At 39.1% G+C, this 17,682-nt stretch carries 13 protein-coding genes; 4 read left to right on the top strand and 9 right to left on the bottom strand.

The genetic code is table 11. From position 1 onward, the window contains the following. Nucleotides 1–59: 59 nt before the first annotated feature. The 3 genes from DW205_RS20655 to DW205_RS20645 all read right to left on the bottom strand — a co-directional run bounded on the left by DW205_RS20655 (nucleotide 60) and on the right by DW205_RS20645 (nucleotide 3,992). Nucleotides 60–1,640, bottom strand: a complete 1,581-nt coding sequence (locus DW205_RS20655) for a hypothetical protein (protein WP_005860340.1) — start codon at nucleotides 1,638–1,640, stop codon at nucleotides 60–62. Between the two features lie 79 nt (nucleotides 1,641–1,719). Next, entirely contained in the window at nucleotides 1,720–2,073 is a 354-nt protein-coding gene (locus DW205_RS20650; protein ID WP_005860342.1) for a DUF3244 domain-containing protein, read from the bottom strand. 173 nt (nucleotides 2,074–2,246) lie between these two features. After that, nucleotides 2,247–3,992, bottom strand: coding sequence for a hypothetical protein (locus DW205_RS20645; RefSeq protein ID WP_005860344.1), 1,746 nt, complete (start codon nucleotides 3,990–3,992; stop codon nucleotides 2,247–2,249). 321 nt (nucleotides 3,993–4,313) lie between these two features. On the opposite strand from DW205_RS20645, the gene DW205_RS20640 reads away from it, so the two are divergent. Together DW205_RS20640 and DW205_RS20635 are read left to right on the top strand one after the other, a co-directional pair. Continuing rightward, a complete protein-coding gene (locus DW205_RS20640) occupies nucleotides 4,314–5,420 on the top strand; it encodes an acyltransferase family protein (protein ID WP_005863722.1) in 1,107 nt (368 codons plus the stop codon). A gap of 6 nt (nucleotides 5,421–5,426) precedes the next feature. Next, nucleotides 5,427–6,104 (top strand): ORF6N domain-containing protein, encoded by a 678-nt coding sequence (locus DW205_RS20635; RefSeq protein ID WP_005863724.1) that lies wholly within the window; start codon nucleotides 5,427–5,429, stop codon nucleotides 6,102–6,104. A 78-nt stretch (nucleotides 6,105–6,182) separates the two neighbouring features. Here DW205_RS20635 and DW205_RS20630 read toward each other — a convergent pair whose 3' ends face one another. The 5 genes from DW205_RS20630 to dinD are packed head-to-tail and all read right to left on the bottom strand — an operon-like array spanning nucleotide 6,183 to nucleotide 14,384. Further along, nucleotides 6,183–9,806 (bottom strand): discoidin domain-containing protein, encoded by a 3,624-nt coding sequence (locus DW205_RS20630; protein ID WP_005863725.1) that lies wholly within the window; start codon nucleotides 9,804–9,806, stop codon nucleotides 6,183–6,185. A 32-nt stretch (nucleotides 9,807–9,838) separates the two neighbouring features. Then, nucleotides 9,839–10,618: a radical SAM protein gene (locus DW205_RS20625; RefSeq protein ID WP_005863728.1), complete on the bottom strand. Its 780-nt coding sequence runs from the start codon at nucleotides 10,616–10,618 to the stop codon at nucleotides 9,839–9,841. 33 nt (nucleotides 10,619–10,651) lie between these two features. Then, nucleotides 10,652–12,712 (bottom strand): helix-hairpin-helix domain-containing protein, encoded by a 2,061-nt coding sequence (locus tag DW205_RS20620; protein ID WP_005863730.1) that lies wholly within the window; start codon nucleotides 12,710–12,712, stop codon nucleotides 10,652–10,654. Between the two features lie 13 nt (nucleotides 12,713–12,725). Further along, nucleotides 12,726–13,535, bottom strand: a complete 810-nt coding sequence (locus tag DW205_RS20615) for a hypothetical protein (protein ID WP_005863732.1) — start codon at nucleotides 13,533–13,535, stop codon at nucleotides 12,726–12,728. Between the two features lie 21 nt (nucleotides 13,536–13,556). Then, nucleotides 13,557–14,384 (bottom strand): DNA damage-inducible protein D, encoded by an 828-nt coding sequence (gene dinD / locus DW205_RS20610; protein WP_005863734.1) that lies wholly within the window; start codon nucleotides 14,382–14,384, stop codon nucleotides 13,557–13,559. A gap of 119 nt (nucleotides 14,385–14,503) precedes the next feature. On the opposite strand from dinD, the gene DW205_RS20605 reads away from it, so the two are divergent. Further along, nucleotides 14,504–15,109: a DUF4294 domain-containing protein gene (locus DW205_RS20605; RefSeq protein WP_008778681.1), complete on the top strand. Its 606-nt coding sequence runs from the start codon at nucleotides 14,504–14,506 to the stop codon at nucleotides 15,107–15,109. Here the strand turns inward: DW205_RS20605 and DW205_RS20600 are convergent. Next, a complete protein-coding gene (locus DW205_RS20600) occupies nucleotides 15,101–15,631 on the bottom strand; it encodes an RNA methyltransferase (protein ID WP_005863736.1) in 531 nt (176 codons plus the stop codon). The two genes, DW205_RS20605 and DW205_RS20600, sit on opposite strands and share 9 nt — an antisense overlap. 696 nt (nucleotides 15,632–16,327) lie before the next feature. Here DW205_RS20600 and nadA point away from each other — a divergent pair. Then, a complete protein-coding gene (nadA, locus tag DW205_RS20595) occupies nucleotides 16,328–17,314 on the top strand; it encodes a quinolinate synthase NadA (RefSeq protein WP_005863738.1) in 987 nt (328 codons plus the stop codon). Nucleotides 17,315–17,682 lie beyond the last annotated feature (368 nt).

The following is a 17,682-nucleotide window of genomic DNA, read 5'->3' as shown; positions in this document are numbered from 1 at the left end:
TAAATAGTTATTTATAAACTATTTACTTCATATTTAGCTTATTCATATAAGCATATCCATTAATACATTTTCAAAGGAGCCAACTCTATTTTATAATAACCATTATAATATTTACTATTTAATGGAATTGAATATGCCGTATCTCTACGTCCTGCATATTCAATCCAATCACCAGAAAGAACAACAGGATCATAAAAATTAACAATAACATCCCCCAATTCATCATTACCCAATGTAAATGTTTTTTCAAATGTAGTCGTAATTGTCTTTTTCGCACTTGCACCAAATTTCAATCCTACTTTTTCAAAAACTCCTTTTACAGGATTAAGTTCAAAATTTCCTGCAAATTCAGCAGTAGTTTGGCTAAGCGTCCTTTGAGTTTCTGTACCATCAATTTCTTCTATAGAAATTTTTATTACACAACTAAAATTTTCTATATTCCATTCAAACAGAGGTAAATCAAGAGGAACAACTAGGCATTCTTTTACACCATCAACTTTAGAATTACCTCCTCCTATATCTTTGTAAGATACTCTAAATAGATCTTCTGGTTTTACGCCAAAAGAAAAAGTTTGTTCTGTCCCTATAGGACTTTTTGTTCCAACATATACTTTAACTAAAAAATCAAATTTACCATCAGTCCAAGGAGTAGCTTTATAAGATTGCCTAGGATTAAATATTTGATCATAATCTAACTGTGCATCTCCTGTTTGATCTGATATCTTTTGGAAAGCTATATTTGGATCCCCTTTCATTTGGAAAGAATATAGTGTTTCTTTATAATCATAAACAAATACACCTTTATCTGAACCTGGAACCATATCATAATATATATAGTCCCTATGCCATCCATCCTTATTTTTATAAATATTATATGCATCAACTGATTTTTGTAATCTATCTTTCATACTTTTATTTACATTTCGAGATCTTAAAATGTTTTTTTGTTTCATATTATTAAAAGATTCTCCAAGAAAAGAATAAGTTATTCCCGATTTAGAAGAAAAAGTAAAATTAGTACTACTAAAATTACTTCTAGACAAATTACTATATTCATTCGCTACGATTCTTTCATTATCCTTTAATACAACAATAGGATACATAGGAATGAGATCTGATTTTATAATTTTTTCTTCCCCATCCTTATCATATATAGGAACATCGTTACTGATACAAGTTCTAACAGCAACAACTGGTATTTCTTTATCAGTATTCCAAAGAGCAGCAGAGAACGAATTCTTAGGTAATTCTGGAACAAAAATTGTTAGAGTAGGAAACTTTTCATTAATAGATAATAATTTATCCATTTCAATATATTTCCCTATATACTGTTCAAATGTAATATTATCTTCCAGCATCTCATCTTTTACTAATTGATAAAGAACATCATAATCATTATCAATCATTTTTAAAGCCTCGTTTTTAATCAAATTTCTAGCCATTAGGCTTTCATTAAAAACTTTTGATAATGCTTTAGCAAAATCTTTTTTCAAAACTAAGTCTTTATTCATTAGAAGAGAATCATGAATAGAAATTTCTATATTATTTGTAGATAATATATCATTTCTTTCCATCACTAAATCATCATTACAAGATGATATAAAAACTAAGCAAATAAATAATAAATACACCTTTTTCATAATACTACTTTTTAAAAGGTAAAACAATAGAAAATTATATTTTTACTCCTATATCATTTACAAATACAAAAGTTTAAATTTAAAAATCCCCAAATACATGATTATAATCATTCATTATATGTAATACTCCTTTTTCTTGATCTCTTACTTTTAGAGGTATTACTAAATATGGCATAGTACTCGTTTGTACCTTTTCATTATAGATCACTTCTCCCGTAGAACTAGTGACGATAACACATACATCACCAAGATCCTCGTGAAAGTTTACTATCAGTTCTCTATTAGCCTCCTCAATCGATGCATCCATTGGCAAACCTATTGGAATGGATTTTTTCTTATGTTCCCATTTACCATGTAGATCTATAGGCTTACCCCAGCATGGCATAGCCCATAATAAAGCTATTGCCGCTAATAACAATTTAAGCTGTCTCATTTCGTTTTTATTTTTTCAACGTAAAGATCAAGCCTATAGAAGAAACAAGCAAATATAACGCTAAATAATAAGCGACAAACGAAATTCATAATCAACTAATATTTAATTGATTATAAATCAACTAGCAGGACAAAGGGTAAAGCCAATATTAATAGAAGCTATTGTTTATCAATCTATTGTACACTATTAATAAGATAAGCACATAAATCAAGCTCTTTCGCTATGATTCCCAGCCTTTGGCGTACACGCTGCCGACGCTTGTTTACCGAATCCGGCTGGATATGTAACAGGATAGATTCACCTATCGAATCCAAACCCAACAAGCTCAAATAACAATAACGCAATTCGGCGGCAGATAAATTAAACGCAGCGAGTCGATCCGCTAAAAAAGGATAAACCTCATTCACTTGCGTAATAATATTTTGCCAGTCTTTTTCTGATAGTGGAGATTTGGTAGCTCCCGGTACTACTTTTTGGGATAGCTTGATTACTTTCTTGGCTATAGCGGATGATAAGAATAGATCCTTACGCCGTTCCGCTATCCGAAGGACGAGGGTTTCCTCTTCTTTTTTTATTTGTTCATATTCTTTCTCCAGTTTCTCTCTTGAATCAAGTTCATTCAGTTTTTCATTTTTTTCAGACAATTGAATAGATAAAGCCTCTAATCTATCTTGTTTGTTACGTAAATTATCCCGTAGTCTGAATAATTCATTACTCTTATTCGACAAATCGATTTCCTGCTTAAGAAGTCTTTTATTTTTTCTATCAATTCGTATTTGAAAGACCCATAATAATATTAAAAGAATAGATACAGATATTACCCAATAGATAAAATACTTTTGTTTATCCGATTTTAATCGCATATTTTCCAATGATATTTTTAAATGCTCATATTCCTTTTCTATTTTTATTATGTTTTCCCTATTTCGTATCGTCAAGATCGAATCTGAGGCACTGTTATATTCATCCAAGTAAAACCAAGCCTTTTCCCAATTACCCTCCGCTTTCTCTAACAAAGAATAACCATAAAGTACCGAAAAACGGGTCATATCATTAAAACTAGGTACACTTGCTTTCTCCAAACAAATACGTGCATTCTTAAAATCGCCTTCTTCTATATATATACCAGCCAATGTCCTGTAACTTGGTGCGTCATCAAAATCTGACATATTGACATTTTTCCACAAATACAATTTAGCTAACTCTTTATTACCTAACATATTATAAATATTTCCTATTCCATTATATATAGTCCCTATATCAGAAGAGTCACCTACTTCAACTATAATAGTATCCGCTTTCAACAAAAAAATTAACGCTATATCCAAAGAATCCGAAAACGCATACATTCTTCCCACATCCCGCAAGGCGAAAGCCGAACTTCGCATATTACCCGCTTTTCGAAAATAAGATTCCGCTTCCTTATATTTGTCCTTTCCTAACAGATAATTACCCTCGAAATCATACAGATCTCCCATATAGCTACAAATATATCCGGCTTGATTATAGTCTTCACTGCGTAAAGCGATATCCAAAGCTTGCAAATAAACCTTCATCGCTTTCTCGTTCTCTTTATCTTCCACATACGAACGCCCCAAATACAAACCAATCTTCGCTTGTTCTTGCTTTGTCCCGTGTGACTTATAATAGGCTTGCGCACGTAGCAATTGTTGTACATAGGGCAGATCCGTATATAACGTGTCCGCCACTTTACCGGATAGCATACACCAACGAGCCAATAATTTATCACTCAAATTATCGGGCACGGCTATGCTATCCAATAGGATATGGGAACTATCCGGATCGGATTTCAACAAGGATTCCGCACGATCGATTAGGTATATGGCATCGCTCTCATCTCGACAACCTATAAATGAGAGTGTGGATAATAGCGATATCAAAATAAGCAAATGCCTCATTGGTTCCTATCTTTAGATTCTATGCGCAAGATAGGCATATTTTTCATCAAACCTTAAAGAATAATTGATTATTAGGCTTATTGTATAAAATTCTTATCGCTTGGATATCTCCATCATCTTTTTGGAAAAACACGTACGTGTTTTCATAAATTCTCGTACGTGTTTCCGAAAAAAGACGTACGTGTTTTTCCGAAAACATGTACATGTTTTTATACATCTGATTTTCAATATACTAAAAACAGTATTCCCGAAGGCAGGGATATTGTAGGAAATTCAATTATCTTTGGACTTTCATTGGTAACTTTTTAATCTACTATCGATATGGCACAACAATCCGGAAGATTGCTATCCCTCGACGTGATGAGGGGAATTACGATTGCGGGGATGATTTTGGTAAATAACCCCGGGTCATGGAAGTATGTATATACGCCTTTAGAGCATGCACGTTGGAACGGCCTCACTCCCACCGATTTGGTATTTCCGTTCTTTATGTTCATCATGGGGGTCTCCATGTTTTTCTCGCTTCGGAAATATAACTTCAAGCTGTCGAAAGAAAGCGTGACGAAAGTATTGAGACGCACGGTATTGATATTCCTCGTGGGATTAGGGCTGAATCTGTTCGGGCATGTTTGCTACAATGGATTTACCGATTTCCAGAATTTACGTATCCTTGGGGTGATGCAAAGGTTGGCGCTCGCATACGGCTTCGGGTCGTTGATAGGATTAGCGATTAATCATAAGTATATTTTGCAAGTAGCCGCTGGTATATTGATATTTTACTGGGCATTACTAGGTTTCACGCATAGTATGGAAATGTCGGAGGATAGCATTATAGCAATCGTGGACAAGGCTTTATTCGGTACATCGCATATGTATCACGATGATATGGCAGATGGTACACGGATCGCCTTTGATCCGGAAGGGCTCTTGAGCTGCATCGGTAGCATAGCGCATGTATTACTCGGTTTCTACGTAGGAAAGGTAATACAGGATTGTAAAAAGAACAATGAGTTGATTATCCGTAATATCTTCATTTTCGGTACGATTATTCTTTTTGCCGGTTTCTTGCTAAGCTATGGTTGCCCTATCAATAAAAAGATATGGAGTAGTACGTTCGTATTGGTTACTTGCGGATTTGCCTCCTTATTCCTCGCTTTATTAATCTGGATCATCGATATAAACGGGAAGAAGAAATGGACGTTATTCTTTGAGTCGTTCGGTATCAACCCGTTGTATCTGTATGTACAAGGGGATATATTGGCCGTATTGCTGGGGATGAGCGGTATCTCCGCCTTTATGTATATGGATCTGTTCAGGCCGATATTCGGCGATTTCGGAGGATCGCTGGCTTGGGCTATCTTCTTCGTGGTATTAAACTGGATACCGGGATATTTCTTGTATAAGAAGAAGATTTATATCAAGTTGTAAAAAGAAATGATCTATGCTCTGTATATAGAACAAAAAATCACTATATTTGCTCTATATACAAAGCATAAATACAAAAATCAAATTAATAATTTAACTATGGAAAATGAACTTCAAGTTATTGGAACGAAAGAAGTAGAGGAACGTATTATTGAGTTAAGAGGACAAAAAATACTACTAGATAGAGATGTAGCAGAATTATATAAAACAGAAACAAGGGATATAAACAAAGCCGTGAGAAATAATCCTGAAAAGTTCCCCAGTGGTTATTTTTTCACATTGAAACCCTCTGAGAAACAGTATGTGGTGGAAAATTTCCACCGGATGGAAAACTTAAAAAAATCAACAGTAGAACCTAAAGCTTTCACTGAAAAAGGACTTTATATGCTGGCTACTATATTAAAAAGTCCAAGAGCCACACAAACAACTATCGCTATAATAGATTCTTTCATAAAACTACGTGAGCTTATCCGAAATGTAGATGCAATTCAAAATGAACCTGACCTAATAAAACAAAAAGGTATTGTGAAACGAACTGGCCAACTCTTATCTGATCTGTTGATAGATGATGCTGATACAACTGAAATGGAATCTACCATAGAGTTGAATCTTATGGCCGTAAAACTTAAACATACAGTAAAACGTATTAAAAATAACAATAAAACTGAAGATAAATCTGAAATTTAGAATTGCAAAAAAAATCCAACCACTCTCCTATTCATATCGGAGAATGGTTGGATTTTTTATAGGTATCAGCCTAGCTGACTAGTTCACGTTATAACCGGAGATAACCACCTTCGGGGTCTCGCCTCTCGTATCTACATCTTTCCAATGGATGTTGATCTCTTTCTTCTCGCCCGGAAGCAAGGAGAAATAGTTGTCGCTATAGAACATCGGGAGGAATTGCTCGCCATCCTTCTCGCCCACTACATTCACACGAATCATTAGAGCCGGGGTGGATGAAGTATTCTCTAAGGTAGCGGTAGCGGTCCAAGTACCGTCATTACCCTTATTGGTTGCCACGTTGGATCGTAAAGTAACCTTTGGCATCTCACGCAAAGCTTGGTAGTTGCCTTCCTCTACGCCACGCAGATAGAAGTTATCCGATACGATCTTGCCATTCTCTGTCAACGTCAACTTGACGAAATGAGCGCTGGATACGCTAGCTGGGAAATCCAGTTTCATACATTTGTTGGTCGTATCTTCCTTACTATCCACGGAAACCTCGTTTTCCCATGAAATAGAACCGTCCATATTGATGATTTGAGCCTTTGCCGTCAAACCATTACGTACGCCGGCGCTATAGTTCACTACCTCGATCTCGTCCGTAACCGGATTCCATTGAATGTGCAGAGGCTCGGAGGCCTTCTTGCAACCAAAGTAAGCGGCGGTAGGCTCGAAATAATAGTCATAGGTCTGCCATACCATAGAAGGCCATGCCGGATGCGTCATCCACAGCAATAATCCCTTACGGTTCAAGCTTCTCGATTCGAACATACCCCGGTAACCATCATAGTTTACCCACTGAGCCAGATCGGCGAATTCCTTGGCGTTGTTCGGCTTGCCAAAGCCCTTTTCGATGATAGCGTTGAAAGAAGCGCAAGACTGGGCGCCTTCCATCGTATAATCGTGTTGTCCCCATTGAGCGTTTTGCGGCCAAAGCGCTTCAGGAGAGAAAGTACGAACCAAGCTCTCGTAATTCATCACGTTAGGCATACCCCGCTCACTATGGAACTTATCACTACCATTCTTCAAGCTAAAGTATTCTTTAACAGGAAGCGCACGGTACGGGCCATGGCCACTTACCACCTCATCCGCCGAGCTGGAGATATAATGTAAGCCCGGATGATCCTCTTTCACGATATGGCGTAAAGCCTTGTCGATCTGCTCCGGCGGGAAGCCCTCGTTGCGCCCGCAATAAATACCGATAGAGGCATGGTTACGGAAACGTTTCACATAATCCTCAGCATTAGCGATAAACATCTCCGGATCATAAGGATCGGGTCCGTCGGAAGGATTCGCCAACCAGAAATCTTGCCAGATCATGATACCATGACGGTCGCAAGCCTCATATAATTCTTTATCGCCAATCTGTCCTACCCAGTTACGCATCATCGTAAAGTTCATATCGGCATGGTAAGCCACGGCGATATCGTACTCACGACCCCGGTAATTCAGATTAGACTCACCAAATCCCCAGTTACCGCCACGGCCTATAAAACGACGACCATTGATAAAGAGACTCAAGATACTATTATTCTCATTGAAGGTCATTTGTCGGATACCTACCTTGAAATCCTCAGAGTCGGATACCTTATCGCCTACCTTAAAGGTGAAATTAGCGTCGTATAAATAAGGAGATCCGTACCCTTTAGGCCACCATAAACGTGGATTCTGAACCTTCAATTGGCTAAAGGTATTCGGGTCGAAAGCAACGCTCTTCTCCTCGTTGGCGGCCAATTCCACCGGTTGCTCGAAAGTGATATCACCGATCTTTCCTGTCAATATACCCTTCACGGGAGCGGCATCATGGTTCTTCACAATCACTTCCGGAGTCAAGGTAGCGGAAGTCGTATCCGGCAACGGTAACACAACCTGTACGAACGGGTCTTGAATCGTTACCTTGCCTGTAGAAGTCAAGTACACATCATCCCAAATACCGATATTACGACCACGGATCGTCGAGATCCAATCCCAACCGATCGAAGCGTGGAAGGTCGGGTTATCAGCGCCTAAGATACCACCGTTGAAATCCGTATTCTTCTCACATTTCTCCTTGATAGCGCCGATATGCTCATTCTTGATGATCTCCACCGCGACAACGTTCTTACCCGGTACGACCCTGTCTGTAACGTCAAATACACCCCGGATAAACGCTCCCTCGATACGGCCGATCTTGTTACCGTTCAAATATACATTCGCTTTCCAGTTGATACCATCGAAATTCAAGAACAAACGATCTTGCTTGAATCCTTCGGGTACCTCAAACTCATCCCTATACCAGAAATTAGAGTTGAAGAATGACTCGGATATCTGCATCAAGTTATCCGCGTAATTCGGATTCGGGATAGCTCCGATATTCTTATAACTGCTCAATACCGTTCCCGGTACGGTCGCCACGATCCAATTTTCCGGAGAGAAAGAAGGTTTCGATATTTCCTCACCAGAAGCGGTTACCTCGGAAGCTCGTTGTACTTTCCAGTTTCCGCCCGACAAACGGATCTCGTCTTTTGTAGAAGCCGGAGCAGCAGCCGGTTGGGCAAGCAAGCCACCTTTACCCATCACCTCTATCTCGCTTAAGATATAGCGTCCGTCATTAGCCGGTTGCTCCATCCATACCCGTACGTAGCGGCCCTTTCCTTTTAGCTTGATCTCATCCAGATTAGCATCTCCACCCGGAAGATTCGCTATGTCAACCCATTGTTTCGCGTCGTCGGAAACTTGAATCTTACCCTTGATCGCTTTATTGATCCAATGCAATTTTACTTTGTCGAATTCGGATTGGCTACCCAAGTCCACATAGACCCACTCCTCTCCTGTCGTGGCACTCATCCAAGCGCTATTAAAGAATTTGGAAGGAAGCAAATCTATCAACTTATCTTGGTTATAGAAATTCATCTCGAAGAATGCCCAATAAGCGGCACCTTCCATTTTCAATCGCATCCGATAATAAGCATATTCACCCGGTTGATCGAATGTCAAAGTCTCATTCAACATACGGGTGGGCAACGTACCCGGATCCCAGCTATTCTTATTCGGGTCCGAATGGGCCTTATACTTGCTGGCCTTACCCGGCATACCTTTACCCTTTAAGGCAGCCAATTCCGTCCAAGTATTTCCATCATTCGATCCCTCGCAAACAATCTCATATCCATCCTTAATCTTATTCTCGTCATAAGCCACGCTGCCGCGAAATTGTACCTTGTCGGCTTTCTCTTTCCAGTTATTCAGCGTGAACAGGAAATAGGCATCCTCGCCTGTAACCGCATTACGAGAATAAGGACCTTGATCGATCATCCACTCACGCTCACGACGAGCGATATCCCCATTTTGCGTAGAGAGATCGAGATACTGAGGTTGTTTATCGCTAATAACACCATCCGTCACCAGTTGAGCCGTTAGATTGTAATCATAACTGGATGAGTTGTAAGCGCTACGCAAAAGAGCTATGTTACGATACGTGGAATGATCCGGACGTAATGAAGGAGAAAAATCCTCCCCCGGATCTCCCGGATACGAACCGATACCTCTGGTATAATAATCCGACCGATCGAAAGATTCCGCCGGAACACCGCTCTGCCCACATCCCCCTAGCAATGCTGAGACCGCTACCGCTCCACAAAGCGTCAAGAGTCGAGGCAATTTTTTCTTTTTACTGAATGTTCTCATACTACTTATTGTGTTTCTCTAAATTAGTTAGTTTAATAAGATACCGTCACGTCAAAACCCTCCTTCCGGGCCCGTTCCGCAATCGCATCTAATTCTTCTTTAGTAGCTTTTTTCAAAGCTTTAACCGGGGTCTCCCTATCTATCGTATAAATCATGACTTGTTTCGGACGGATTTGTTTTAAGGCGGAAATCCAGCCCGCTATCTCCTCTTCTGTCATATTATTAACCGATTCCCCGTTTAATTCCCCCTTCAAGAACATGGTCTGTATAATCAAGTTTCCGTTAAAACGACATAATTGTTTTAATAAAGACTCGAAATTAAACGCCGGAGAATTAGGTACATCTATCTGCCGAATCCGACTGTCTAATACAGAATCCAGTTTCAATATGTTATCCTCTATTTTATTCAAGGCTTGAAAGACTTCCTCTTTATGGAGCATCGTAGAGTTAGAAAGTACGGCGATTTTAGCGTCAGGGAAAAACCGATCCCGAATAGCGACCGTATCATCAATGATTCCACCGAATTCCGGGTGTATCGTAGGCTCTCCGTTTCCGGCAAACGTAATTACATCCGGAGCGATCCCTTCCGCTTTCATGGAACTTAGTTTTTGCTCTAAGGCTTCCCTCACTTCCGTACGAGTAGGCAGTTTACTATGGGTCCTATGATTCTCATTCAATCCACATTCGCAATAAATGCAATTAAAAGAGCATAATTTCCCGTCTGTAGGAAGTAAATTCATCCCTAAAGAGACACCTAGACGCCGACTATGTATCGGGCCAAATACTATTTTATCAAAAAGAATTGTAGACATAGCGCTGTTTGTTTTTACCCACGCAAATCTACTCTAAAATTTCCAGCGAAGCAAAGCATAAAGATCTGTTTTATCAGAACCGCTTATCTCCTCCGTATCAGTACCTATCAAATCCCTGTCCCAATAATGGGTGTGGGCCAGGTTAGCGGATAAAGATAAACGTTTCCAAATATCCAGACGAAAGGTGAGGGCAAACCGCATCCCATCGCCATAAAAAGAGGGCATATTAAAGGCATATAATATATTCTTCTCATACGAACTGACCCGGCTATTGTAATCATCCGTATGAAACCACGCTAGATAACCATCCATTTGAAGAGGTAGGGTAGTGGGCTTCCAGCCTATACTTTGGGAGATCATAATTCCTTTATTAAGTTTCTTTATAGGATCATCGAATAGAATACCATCTAAGGAAGTCTTAAAAATAAAAGGAGAAGAAAAGTTATAAACCTGTTGAAAACCAATACGATGTTGTTTATAAGTATTGATTTTCAATAAATTATCATTTTCAAAAGTTCCATTCTTTTCTTTTTGTCGATATTTATAACGAAGATAAGCTGAATAGTTTCTACTAGGGGTATAATCTATCTGAGCCATATATTCCTGTCCTCCGGAAGGAGCGTCTATCCCGTATTTCAACCAAGGGAAACGGAATAAGTCCGCATAAACGGATAATTTCCAGTGAGCGATCGGGGTTAATTGCAATCCCATATAAACTCCTTGCTCGTTCTGAACCGTAGAGCCTTGCGAGAAAGCATTTCCAAACAAAGCTTGATAACGGCGGTCGTAATAACGGTATAATACCAAGAAAGATATATAAGAAGCGGGTGTTAACTGCAAGGCATTCAAGGTAGAAATAGCTCCGTTTTTCGAAAGGGCAGTTTCGCCATAAAACTTAATACGGTTACTTTTCAACATATAGTCAACACCGATGTTGAAATTGTTGGAACCTCTGAAATAGAACAGGTTATAAGGTTTTGGATCGGGGTCCATCTTAAACTTACCGAATGAATAGGAGAGAGCCGTTAAACCTACATGAAAATGAGATGTAGCATAGCGGATATTTCCTCCATATACCTGCATCGTTATCATTTTCCTCTTTTCCCAATCCCGTTGTAAACGATGAAGTCCATCCGTTTTTAAAGAGGTGAACGTCAAGCTGTCTACGCCCGCATCCATTTTCCGGTACGAATAGAAAACACTTATATCCAAGTTTTTAATCGTGATCGTACTAGCCACCCCGCAGAAGAAATCCTGTTCATTGGTTGAGAAGTGCCTACGGAAGCCATTTGTCCTTCGCTCCGCTTGAGCGACTACTGCCGTACGACTAGGAGAAAAGTCATTGCTAATCACCAGACCTTGTCCGAAAGACATCTTATAATCCCCTATAGCCAAGCTTTTTAACCAGTTGATATCTTTTAGGAATAGATGTGCGGAATAAAAGTCATATCCTTTATGATATGCGTTCCAAAAAGGTTCGCCCGCATCTTTCTCGGCTACGAAGCCTGCTTGTAAACGATCCTCGAAAGTATAGGAATAACGTAAGGAGTGATAGAAGGGTTCTCCTCTATATTTACGATTCGGATATAACAAAAGTATGCTGTCCGTTTGTTCACCATATCCCTTTTTCTGTTGAAAACATTGATCATACCTGATTTGTAATTCATTATGACCATATTTCAACAGGTTCTTAACCGTAAGCAACCGTTTTTCAACAAGATTATCACCTATATAAACAAATGGAAGGAGAAGAGATATCGTCTGAAAATCGATATCCTCTATATTCTTCAACTCATAGATGCTAACCATATTTCCGTATCGTTTCCGATAGGAGAGGAGCTGTTCAATTTGGCGATCGGATAGAAAAGGTAATCGCTTCAGTTGTTCTTCCGTCACGGCATTCAAATCAAAAGGATGCTCAGTTAAATAAGATAAATCGGCATACAAACTTTCGATACGCTCCGTATCCTCGGTTTCCAAGGCTAGTTCCTCTACATACTCCATCCACTTATCAACAGAATATTCTATCTGAGAATTAGCGTAATAACTATTTATCAACAGGATTATCGACAAGATTATAAACAATCGTTTCATAGCTAAGTATCATTTAAAAAGAGAATGATAAACCAAGACCGGTACTCATCCCTAAAATCGGATGATAAATAGAGGCTACATCTATCGTAAAGCAAGAAAAGTTATAACCAATTCCTAAAGAGGGCAGGAGAGGAGCGGTCTGTATTCCGGCACGAATAAAAAAAGAATCGAAAGCGGTGTATTCAAGACCCAAGTTCCCAACAACTAGGTTTTCATTTTCCGTTCCTACACTTCCTATAATTAACAGACTGTTTATAATCTCCCATTGAAAACTTATTTGAATTAAATAATAATTAAAATCTTCTATTTCAATATTTTTATCTCCTATAGAAACAGAAGGAAAATTCATTATTAACATTCCTATTAACAACTTATCAATAGGAAAAAAAGTGATTCCAATGTCTGTTGACAGTCTGGATCTTGTATTTTCCAATAGATCAGTTTGCAAGAAACTATAGTGAACTCCAAGCCCTAACGCCCATTGATCCCCCAAGCGTTTTCCTCCCAGCACACGAACCATCATCTCCCTGTACTTATCAAACCCGAAAACAGAGATATCAACACCTGCGGATAATAGTTGATTCGGATAATAAAAACTACCGGACATCGTACCCAGTTCTTTCAACATGTACCGATTAAAGTATTCTAAATGAATGGATTTTTTATCTTTATCGACAATAAGGGCCGGATTGAATAAAATAGATTGCGTCGCCACATTCCCTCCCATTCCCACGCTACGAACATCCGGTAAACGTAAGTTATCAACACCATGTACATACAATGAAAATACCCCCGCAAACAGGGATAGCAATAGATATTTCATAGTTAAGATTTTGTATGGTTTCTATTTATTCTTCAAGTTTTTCTTATTATCCTTATTTATCCTACGCTGTACCTTTTTAATATCCTCATTAGGAGAAAGTTGTTCAGGCTTAATCCCCCTTTGCAATAACATATCACGTACAGCAGTATTGTTATCAATATGTTCTTTTTCAATAGGAGATTGTCCATATAGATCCTTCGCTTGCACATTTACGTTTGTCATTTCAGTCGCTAGGTCTTTAGCTTTTATACTTATAGTCGGTAAAAAATCAGCGATAGGTCTATTCGTGGGGACGTTCATTCTCTTTTTCAACATCTGTGTACTTAAATTGAATAAAGCTTGATCTCCCTTAGAACGAATAATCGCGAATCCTTTATTATCAATACCTCTTTCGTATAAGATTCCAGATAATTGTTTTTCAGTCTGACTCAATTTTTCCCTGGCCTTTAAGCGTTCACAATCCAATAGACGTTGTTCAATCACCTCGGCCTTACGGGTTTGTACCGCAAAATAAGTCTGTGCGAAAGCGACTTGTGGTTTACGGCTATCACCATTTTGTGCGATTAAATAGCATGCGTAGCGTGTTAATAAGATGTCATTTATTTGTTGCTCAGCACCATGCCCCACAATAATCACTTTCCCGACATCGGGAAAGTGATCCTCTATATTTTCTCCCGCATTCCGGCACGCTTCTTTGGCTTTCACCACTACATTATTGATAAAGTTATCCCATTTGGCATATCCTAATAGGGGTTGTAACTCTCTGGCACTCCAGCATTCTATGCCTTCTACCTCACATGAAATGGATTCGAATTTTCCGAATAGGGCGGTAATTTCTTCTTTCTTCATAGTTAATATATTCTTAAGTTGTTGTCAATTGCACAAATGTAATGTTTTATATTCATTTAGCAAGTTATTAACAGATAAATGATGCTGAGAGTCACGCAGTATTTATATTTTCGCGGTATATGATACGAAAAGGGATATATTGTATTTTGGCTCTACTCGCTCTCTGTAGCTTTAAAGGGATGGCGCAGGCGGTAAAGACAAATATTGTTCCGGAAGGTTATCAGAAAGCTCAACTGTATGAAGGTGATACAATGGCTGTCGTCAACCTTCGGGAAGTTTTCATATATCCTCAAGTTAAGTTTAAGAATAAGCGTGAACAAGCGAAGTACAATAAGTTGGTACGAGACGTAAAGCGTACTTTGCCCTATGCCAAGATGGTGTATGATACGTTGATAGAGACCTACGAATACATGGAAACCTTACCGAATGACAAGGCCCGCCAAGCCCACTTGAAACGGATGGAGAAAGAGTTGTTCGCCCAATATAAACCGGAACTAAAAAAATTATCCTTCTCGCAAGGTAAGCTACTTATCAAACTGATCGATAGGGAATGTAATCAATCCAGTTACAATTTATTGAAAGCCTATCTAGGAAGTTTCCGTGCGGGCTTTTGGAATTTCTTCGCCGGAATGTTCGGAGCCAGTCTGAAATCGGAATACGACCCGAAAGGTAAAGATGCCATGACCGAACGGGTCGTCGTATTGGTTGAGAATGGTTTAATCTGATAGTTGCTTGAAGAAATCCCAGATCACGATACCGGTAGTAACCGATACGTTCAAGGAATGCTTTGTACCGTATTGAGGTATTTCAATACATATATCACAGTTATCAACCACATTTTGTTGAACGCCTTTTACCTCGTTACCCATGACGATAGCGTATTTCTTTGTTTTGTCTAACTGCAAGTTATCTAACATGACACTACCTTCCGCTTGCTCTACGGCACATACCGTATACCCCTCTTGGCGCAGTTTATCAACAGCCTCCGGGGTATCCTTGAAATATTCCCAATCTACGGTTTCTTCCGCTCCTAAAGCGGTCTTATGGATCTCCGCGTTCGGAGGGCAAGCCGTAATACCACAAAGATAAATAGCCTCTACCCGGAAAGCATCGGAGGTACGAAACACGGAACCCACGTTGTTTAGACTTCTAACATGGTCTAAAACAACGATTAAAGGTATCTTCTTACTTTCCTTAAAAGCCTCGGGAGTCAGGCGGTTCAATTCGGTTACTTTTAATTTTCGCATAACAAATATCTTTGACCGCAAAAGTAGCGAATATCCGTGGATATGCCGTTGAAAAGCTATTAATAAGTAGTGGACATAAAATGAAAAATATTTCTTGCTTTATTCAAATACTTGTCCATACACCCCCCTTTCTCAAATTAGCAAATGAATAAGCCACTTATTTATTACGCGCTATCAACAGCCCTTATACACCTATTGACAGCCTTGCTGGAGGATCTATTTTTTCACAATCAAGGTTATCAACAATAAACAGCTAAATATTCATAAAGTCTATAACTATAAGAATTACAATCTATAGATAGACATCCATGCTGTTGGTATCCTTTTGATAAACCGTTCACAGACTTTAATAAGTCAATAACCAAAGATTGTAACAAAAATGTATTAACCATTTCAACAGCCTATCATATTCATCATATTTATTTTTAAAATTAAAGATTAATAAGAATATAATATAATGATTGTGGATAACTCTTGATGGTTCACGACAGCTCATCCATCGACAGCAAAGATAAGAATCTTTCTTGTTATTTCTATAAATGAAGAAAGTTTATACCTTTGTGCTTTGTGAACAATAGGTTGATAAACTAGATAAGATGAAGATTATCAGTAATACTTTCTGTGGATAATATTGTTTATATATAGTGAAAAGCCTATTGGGAGCAGTAGAAACAGGAATCATTAATATATAAGGCTATGTTGACAAACCAATCAATCGGGTACATGGATGCGCCCGTTCCTAAGGATTTAGACCTTAAGGAAGCGATCGACAAGTTACGTAAAGAGAAGAATGCGATTATTTTGGCGCATTACTATCAAACAGGCGATATACAAGATATAGCGGACTATGTGGGAGACAGTCTGGCCTTGGCACAATGGGCGGCTAAGACGAAGGCGGATATCATCGTGCTTTGTGGGGTTCACTTTATGGGAGAGACGGCGAAGATCCTCTGTCCGGATAAGAAAGTGCTGGTACCGGACTTGAATGCCGGTTGCTCCTTGGCGGATAGTTGTCCGGCTACGGAGTTCGCCGAGTTCGTCAAGCAACATCCCGGTCATACGGTAATCTCTTACGTGAATACGACCGCCGCCGTGAAAGCGGTCACGGATGTGGTGGTTACTTCCACGAACGCCCGCCAGATCGTGGAGAGCTTCCCGGAAGGTACACCGATGATTTTCGGTCCGGATCGTAACTTAGGTAATTATATCAATAGCATCACGGGACGTAATATGTTGCTTTGGGATGGCGCTTGCCACGTGCATGAGCAATTCTCATTGGAGAAGATCTTATCTTTGAAGAAACAGTACCCGAACGCGGAAGTGATCACCCATCCGGAATGCAAGCAGCCGGTTATACAGGTCTCAGACTTCGTAGGATCGACCGCGGCTTTGCTGAAGCATACCATTAAGTCCGACGCAAAACAATTCATTGTAGCGACGGAAAGTGGCGTTATTCACGAGATGCGCAAGCAGAGTCCGGATAAGGAATTCATCCCGGCTCCTCCGAACGACAGTACTTGCGCTTGCAACGAATGTAATTTCATGCGCTTGAACACGATGGAGAAGCTATATAATTGCTTGAAGTTCGAGATGCCGGAGATATTCGTGGACGAGGAGGTACAGAAGAAGGCCATCAAACCGATCAAGAAGATGTTGGAGATCTCTGAGAAGCTGGGACTCTGATCCAAACAAATGCGGGATAGGTCTCAACCGATAGGCCGGACTTGAGTGATATAAAAGCTAAGCCCGGTCTATTATATGTAAATAATCAAAATTATGTACAATATCTACAACTATCCTTATAATCATTTGAATTTAAAATATTTATCCTATTGTTGTAGATAGGAAAACATCTACAATAGTAAGTCTTTATCTACCATCATTTCCCGCTTTTAGTAAGTGTCTTTGCCATGCCATCAAAGGAATTTTCTACACTCTACGTATATAATCAGTCCGTTTTTCTTCCTTTCTTTATATAGATAAAATATTAATATATAAGTATTTATGGTTTTTTGTCTTATGCTGATATAGGTAGACACATTCAATAACAA

The organism is Parabacteroides sp. AM17-47 (genome assembly GCF_003434625.1).
In the GTDB taxonomy this organism is placed as follows: domain Bacteria; phylum Bacteroidota; class Bacteroidia; order Bacteroidales; family Tannerellaceae; genus Parabacteroides; species Parabacteroides distasonis.
The sequence above is the reverse complement of the archived record's forward strand: the minus strand, read 5'-3'. Positions and strand labels throughout refer to the sequence as shown.

Excerpts from the sequence above, each read along its gene's own strand:
- DW205_RS20655 (WP_005860340.1), bottom strand. The coding sequence starts at position 1,640 with ATGAAAAAGGTGTATTTATTATTTATTTGCTTAGTTTTTATATCATCT.
- DW205_RS20650 (WP_005860342.1), bottom strand. The coding sequence starts at position 2,073 with ATGAGACAGCTTAAATTGTTATTAGCGGCAATAGCTTTATTATGGGCT.
- DW205_RS20645 (WP_005860344.1), bottom strand. The coding sequence starts at position 3,992 with ATGAGGCATTTGCTTATTTTGATATCGCTATTATCCACACTCTCATTT.
- DW205_RS20640 (WP_005863722.1), top strand. The coding sequence starts at position 4,314 with ATGGCACAACAATCCGGAAGATTGCTATCCCTCGACGTGATGAGGGGA.
- DW205_RS20635 (WP_005863724.1), top strand. The coding sequence starts at position 5,427 with ATGATCTATGCTCTGTATATAGAACAAAAAATCACTATATTTGCTCTA.
- DW205_RS20630 (WP_005863725.1), bottom strand. The coding sequence starts at position 9,806 with ATGAGAACATTCAGTAAAAAGAAAAAATTGCCTCGACTCTTGACGCTT.
- DW205_RS20625 (WP_005863728.1), bottom strand. The coding sequence starts at position 10,618 with ATGTCTACAATTCTTTTTGATAAAATAGTATTTGGCCCGATACATAGT.
- DW205_RS20620 (WP_005863730.1), bottom strand. The coding sequence starts at position 12,712 with ATGAAACGATTGTTTATAATCTTGTCGATAATCCTGTTGATAAATAGT.
- DW205_RS20615 (WP_005863732.1), bottom strand. The coding sequence starts at position 13,535 with ATGAAATATCTATTGCTATCCCTGTTTGCGGGGGTATTTTCATTGTAT.
- dinD (WP_005863734.1), bottom strand. The coding sequence starts at position 14,384 with ATGAAGAAAGAAGAAATTACCGCCCTATTCGGAAAATTCGAATCCATT.
- DW205_RS20605 (WP_008778681.1), top strand. The coding sequence starts at position 14,504 with ATGATACGAAAAGGGATATATTGTATTTTGGCTCTACTCGCTCTCTGT.
- DW205_RS20600 (WP_005863736.1), bottom strand. The coding sequence starts at position 15,631 with ATGCGAAAATTAAAAGTAACCGAATTGAACCGCCTGACTCCCGAGGCT.
- nadA (WP_005863738.1), top strand. The coding sequence starts at position 16,328 with ATGTTGACAAACCAATCAATCGGGTACATGGATGCGCCCGTTCCTAAG.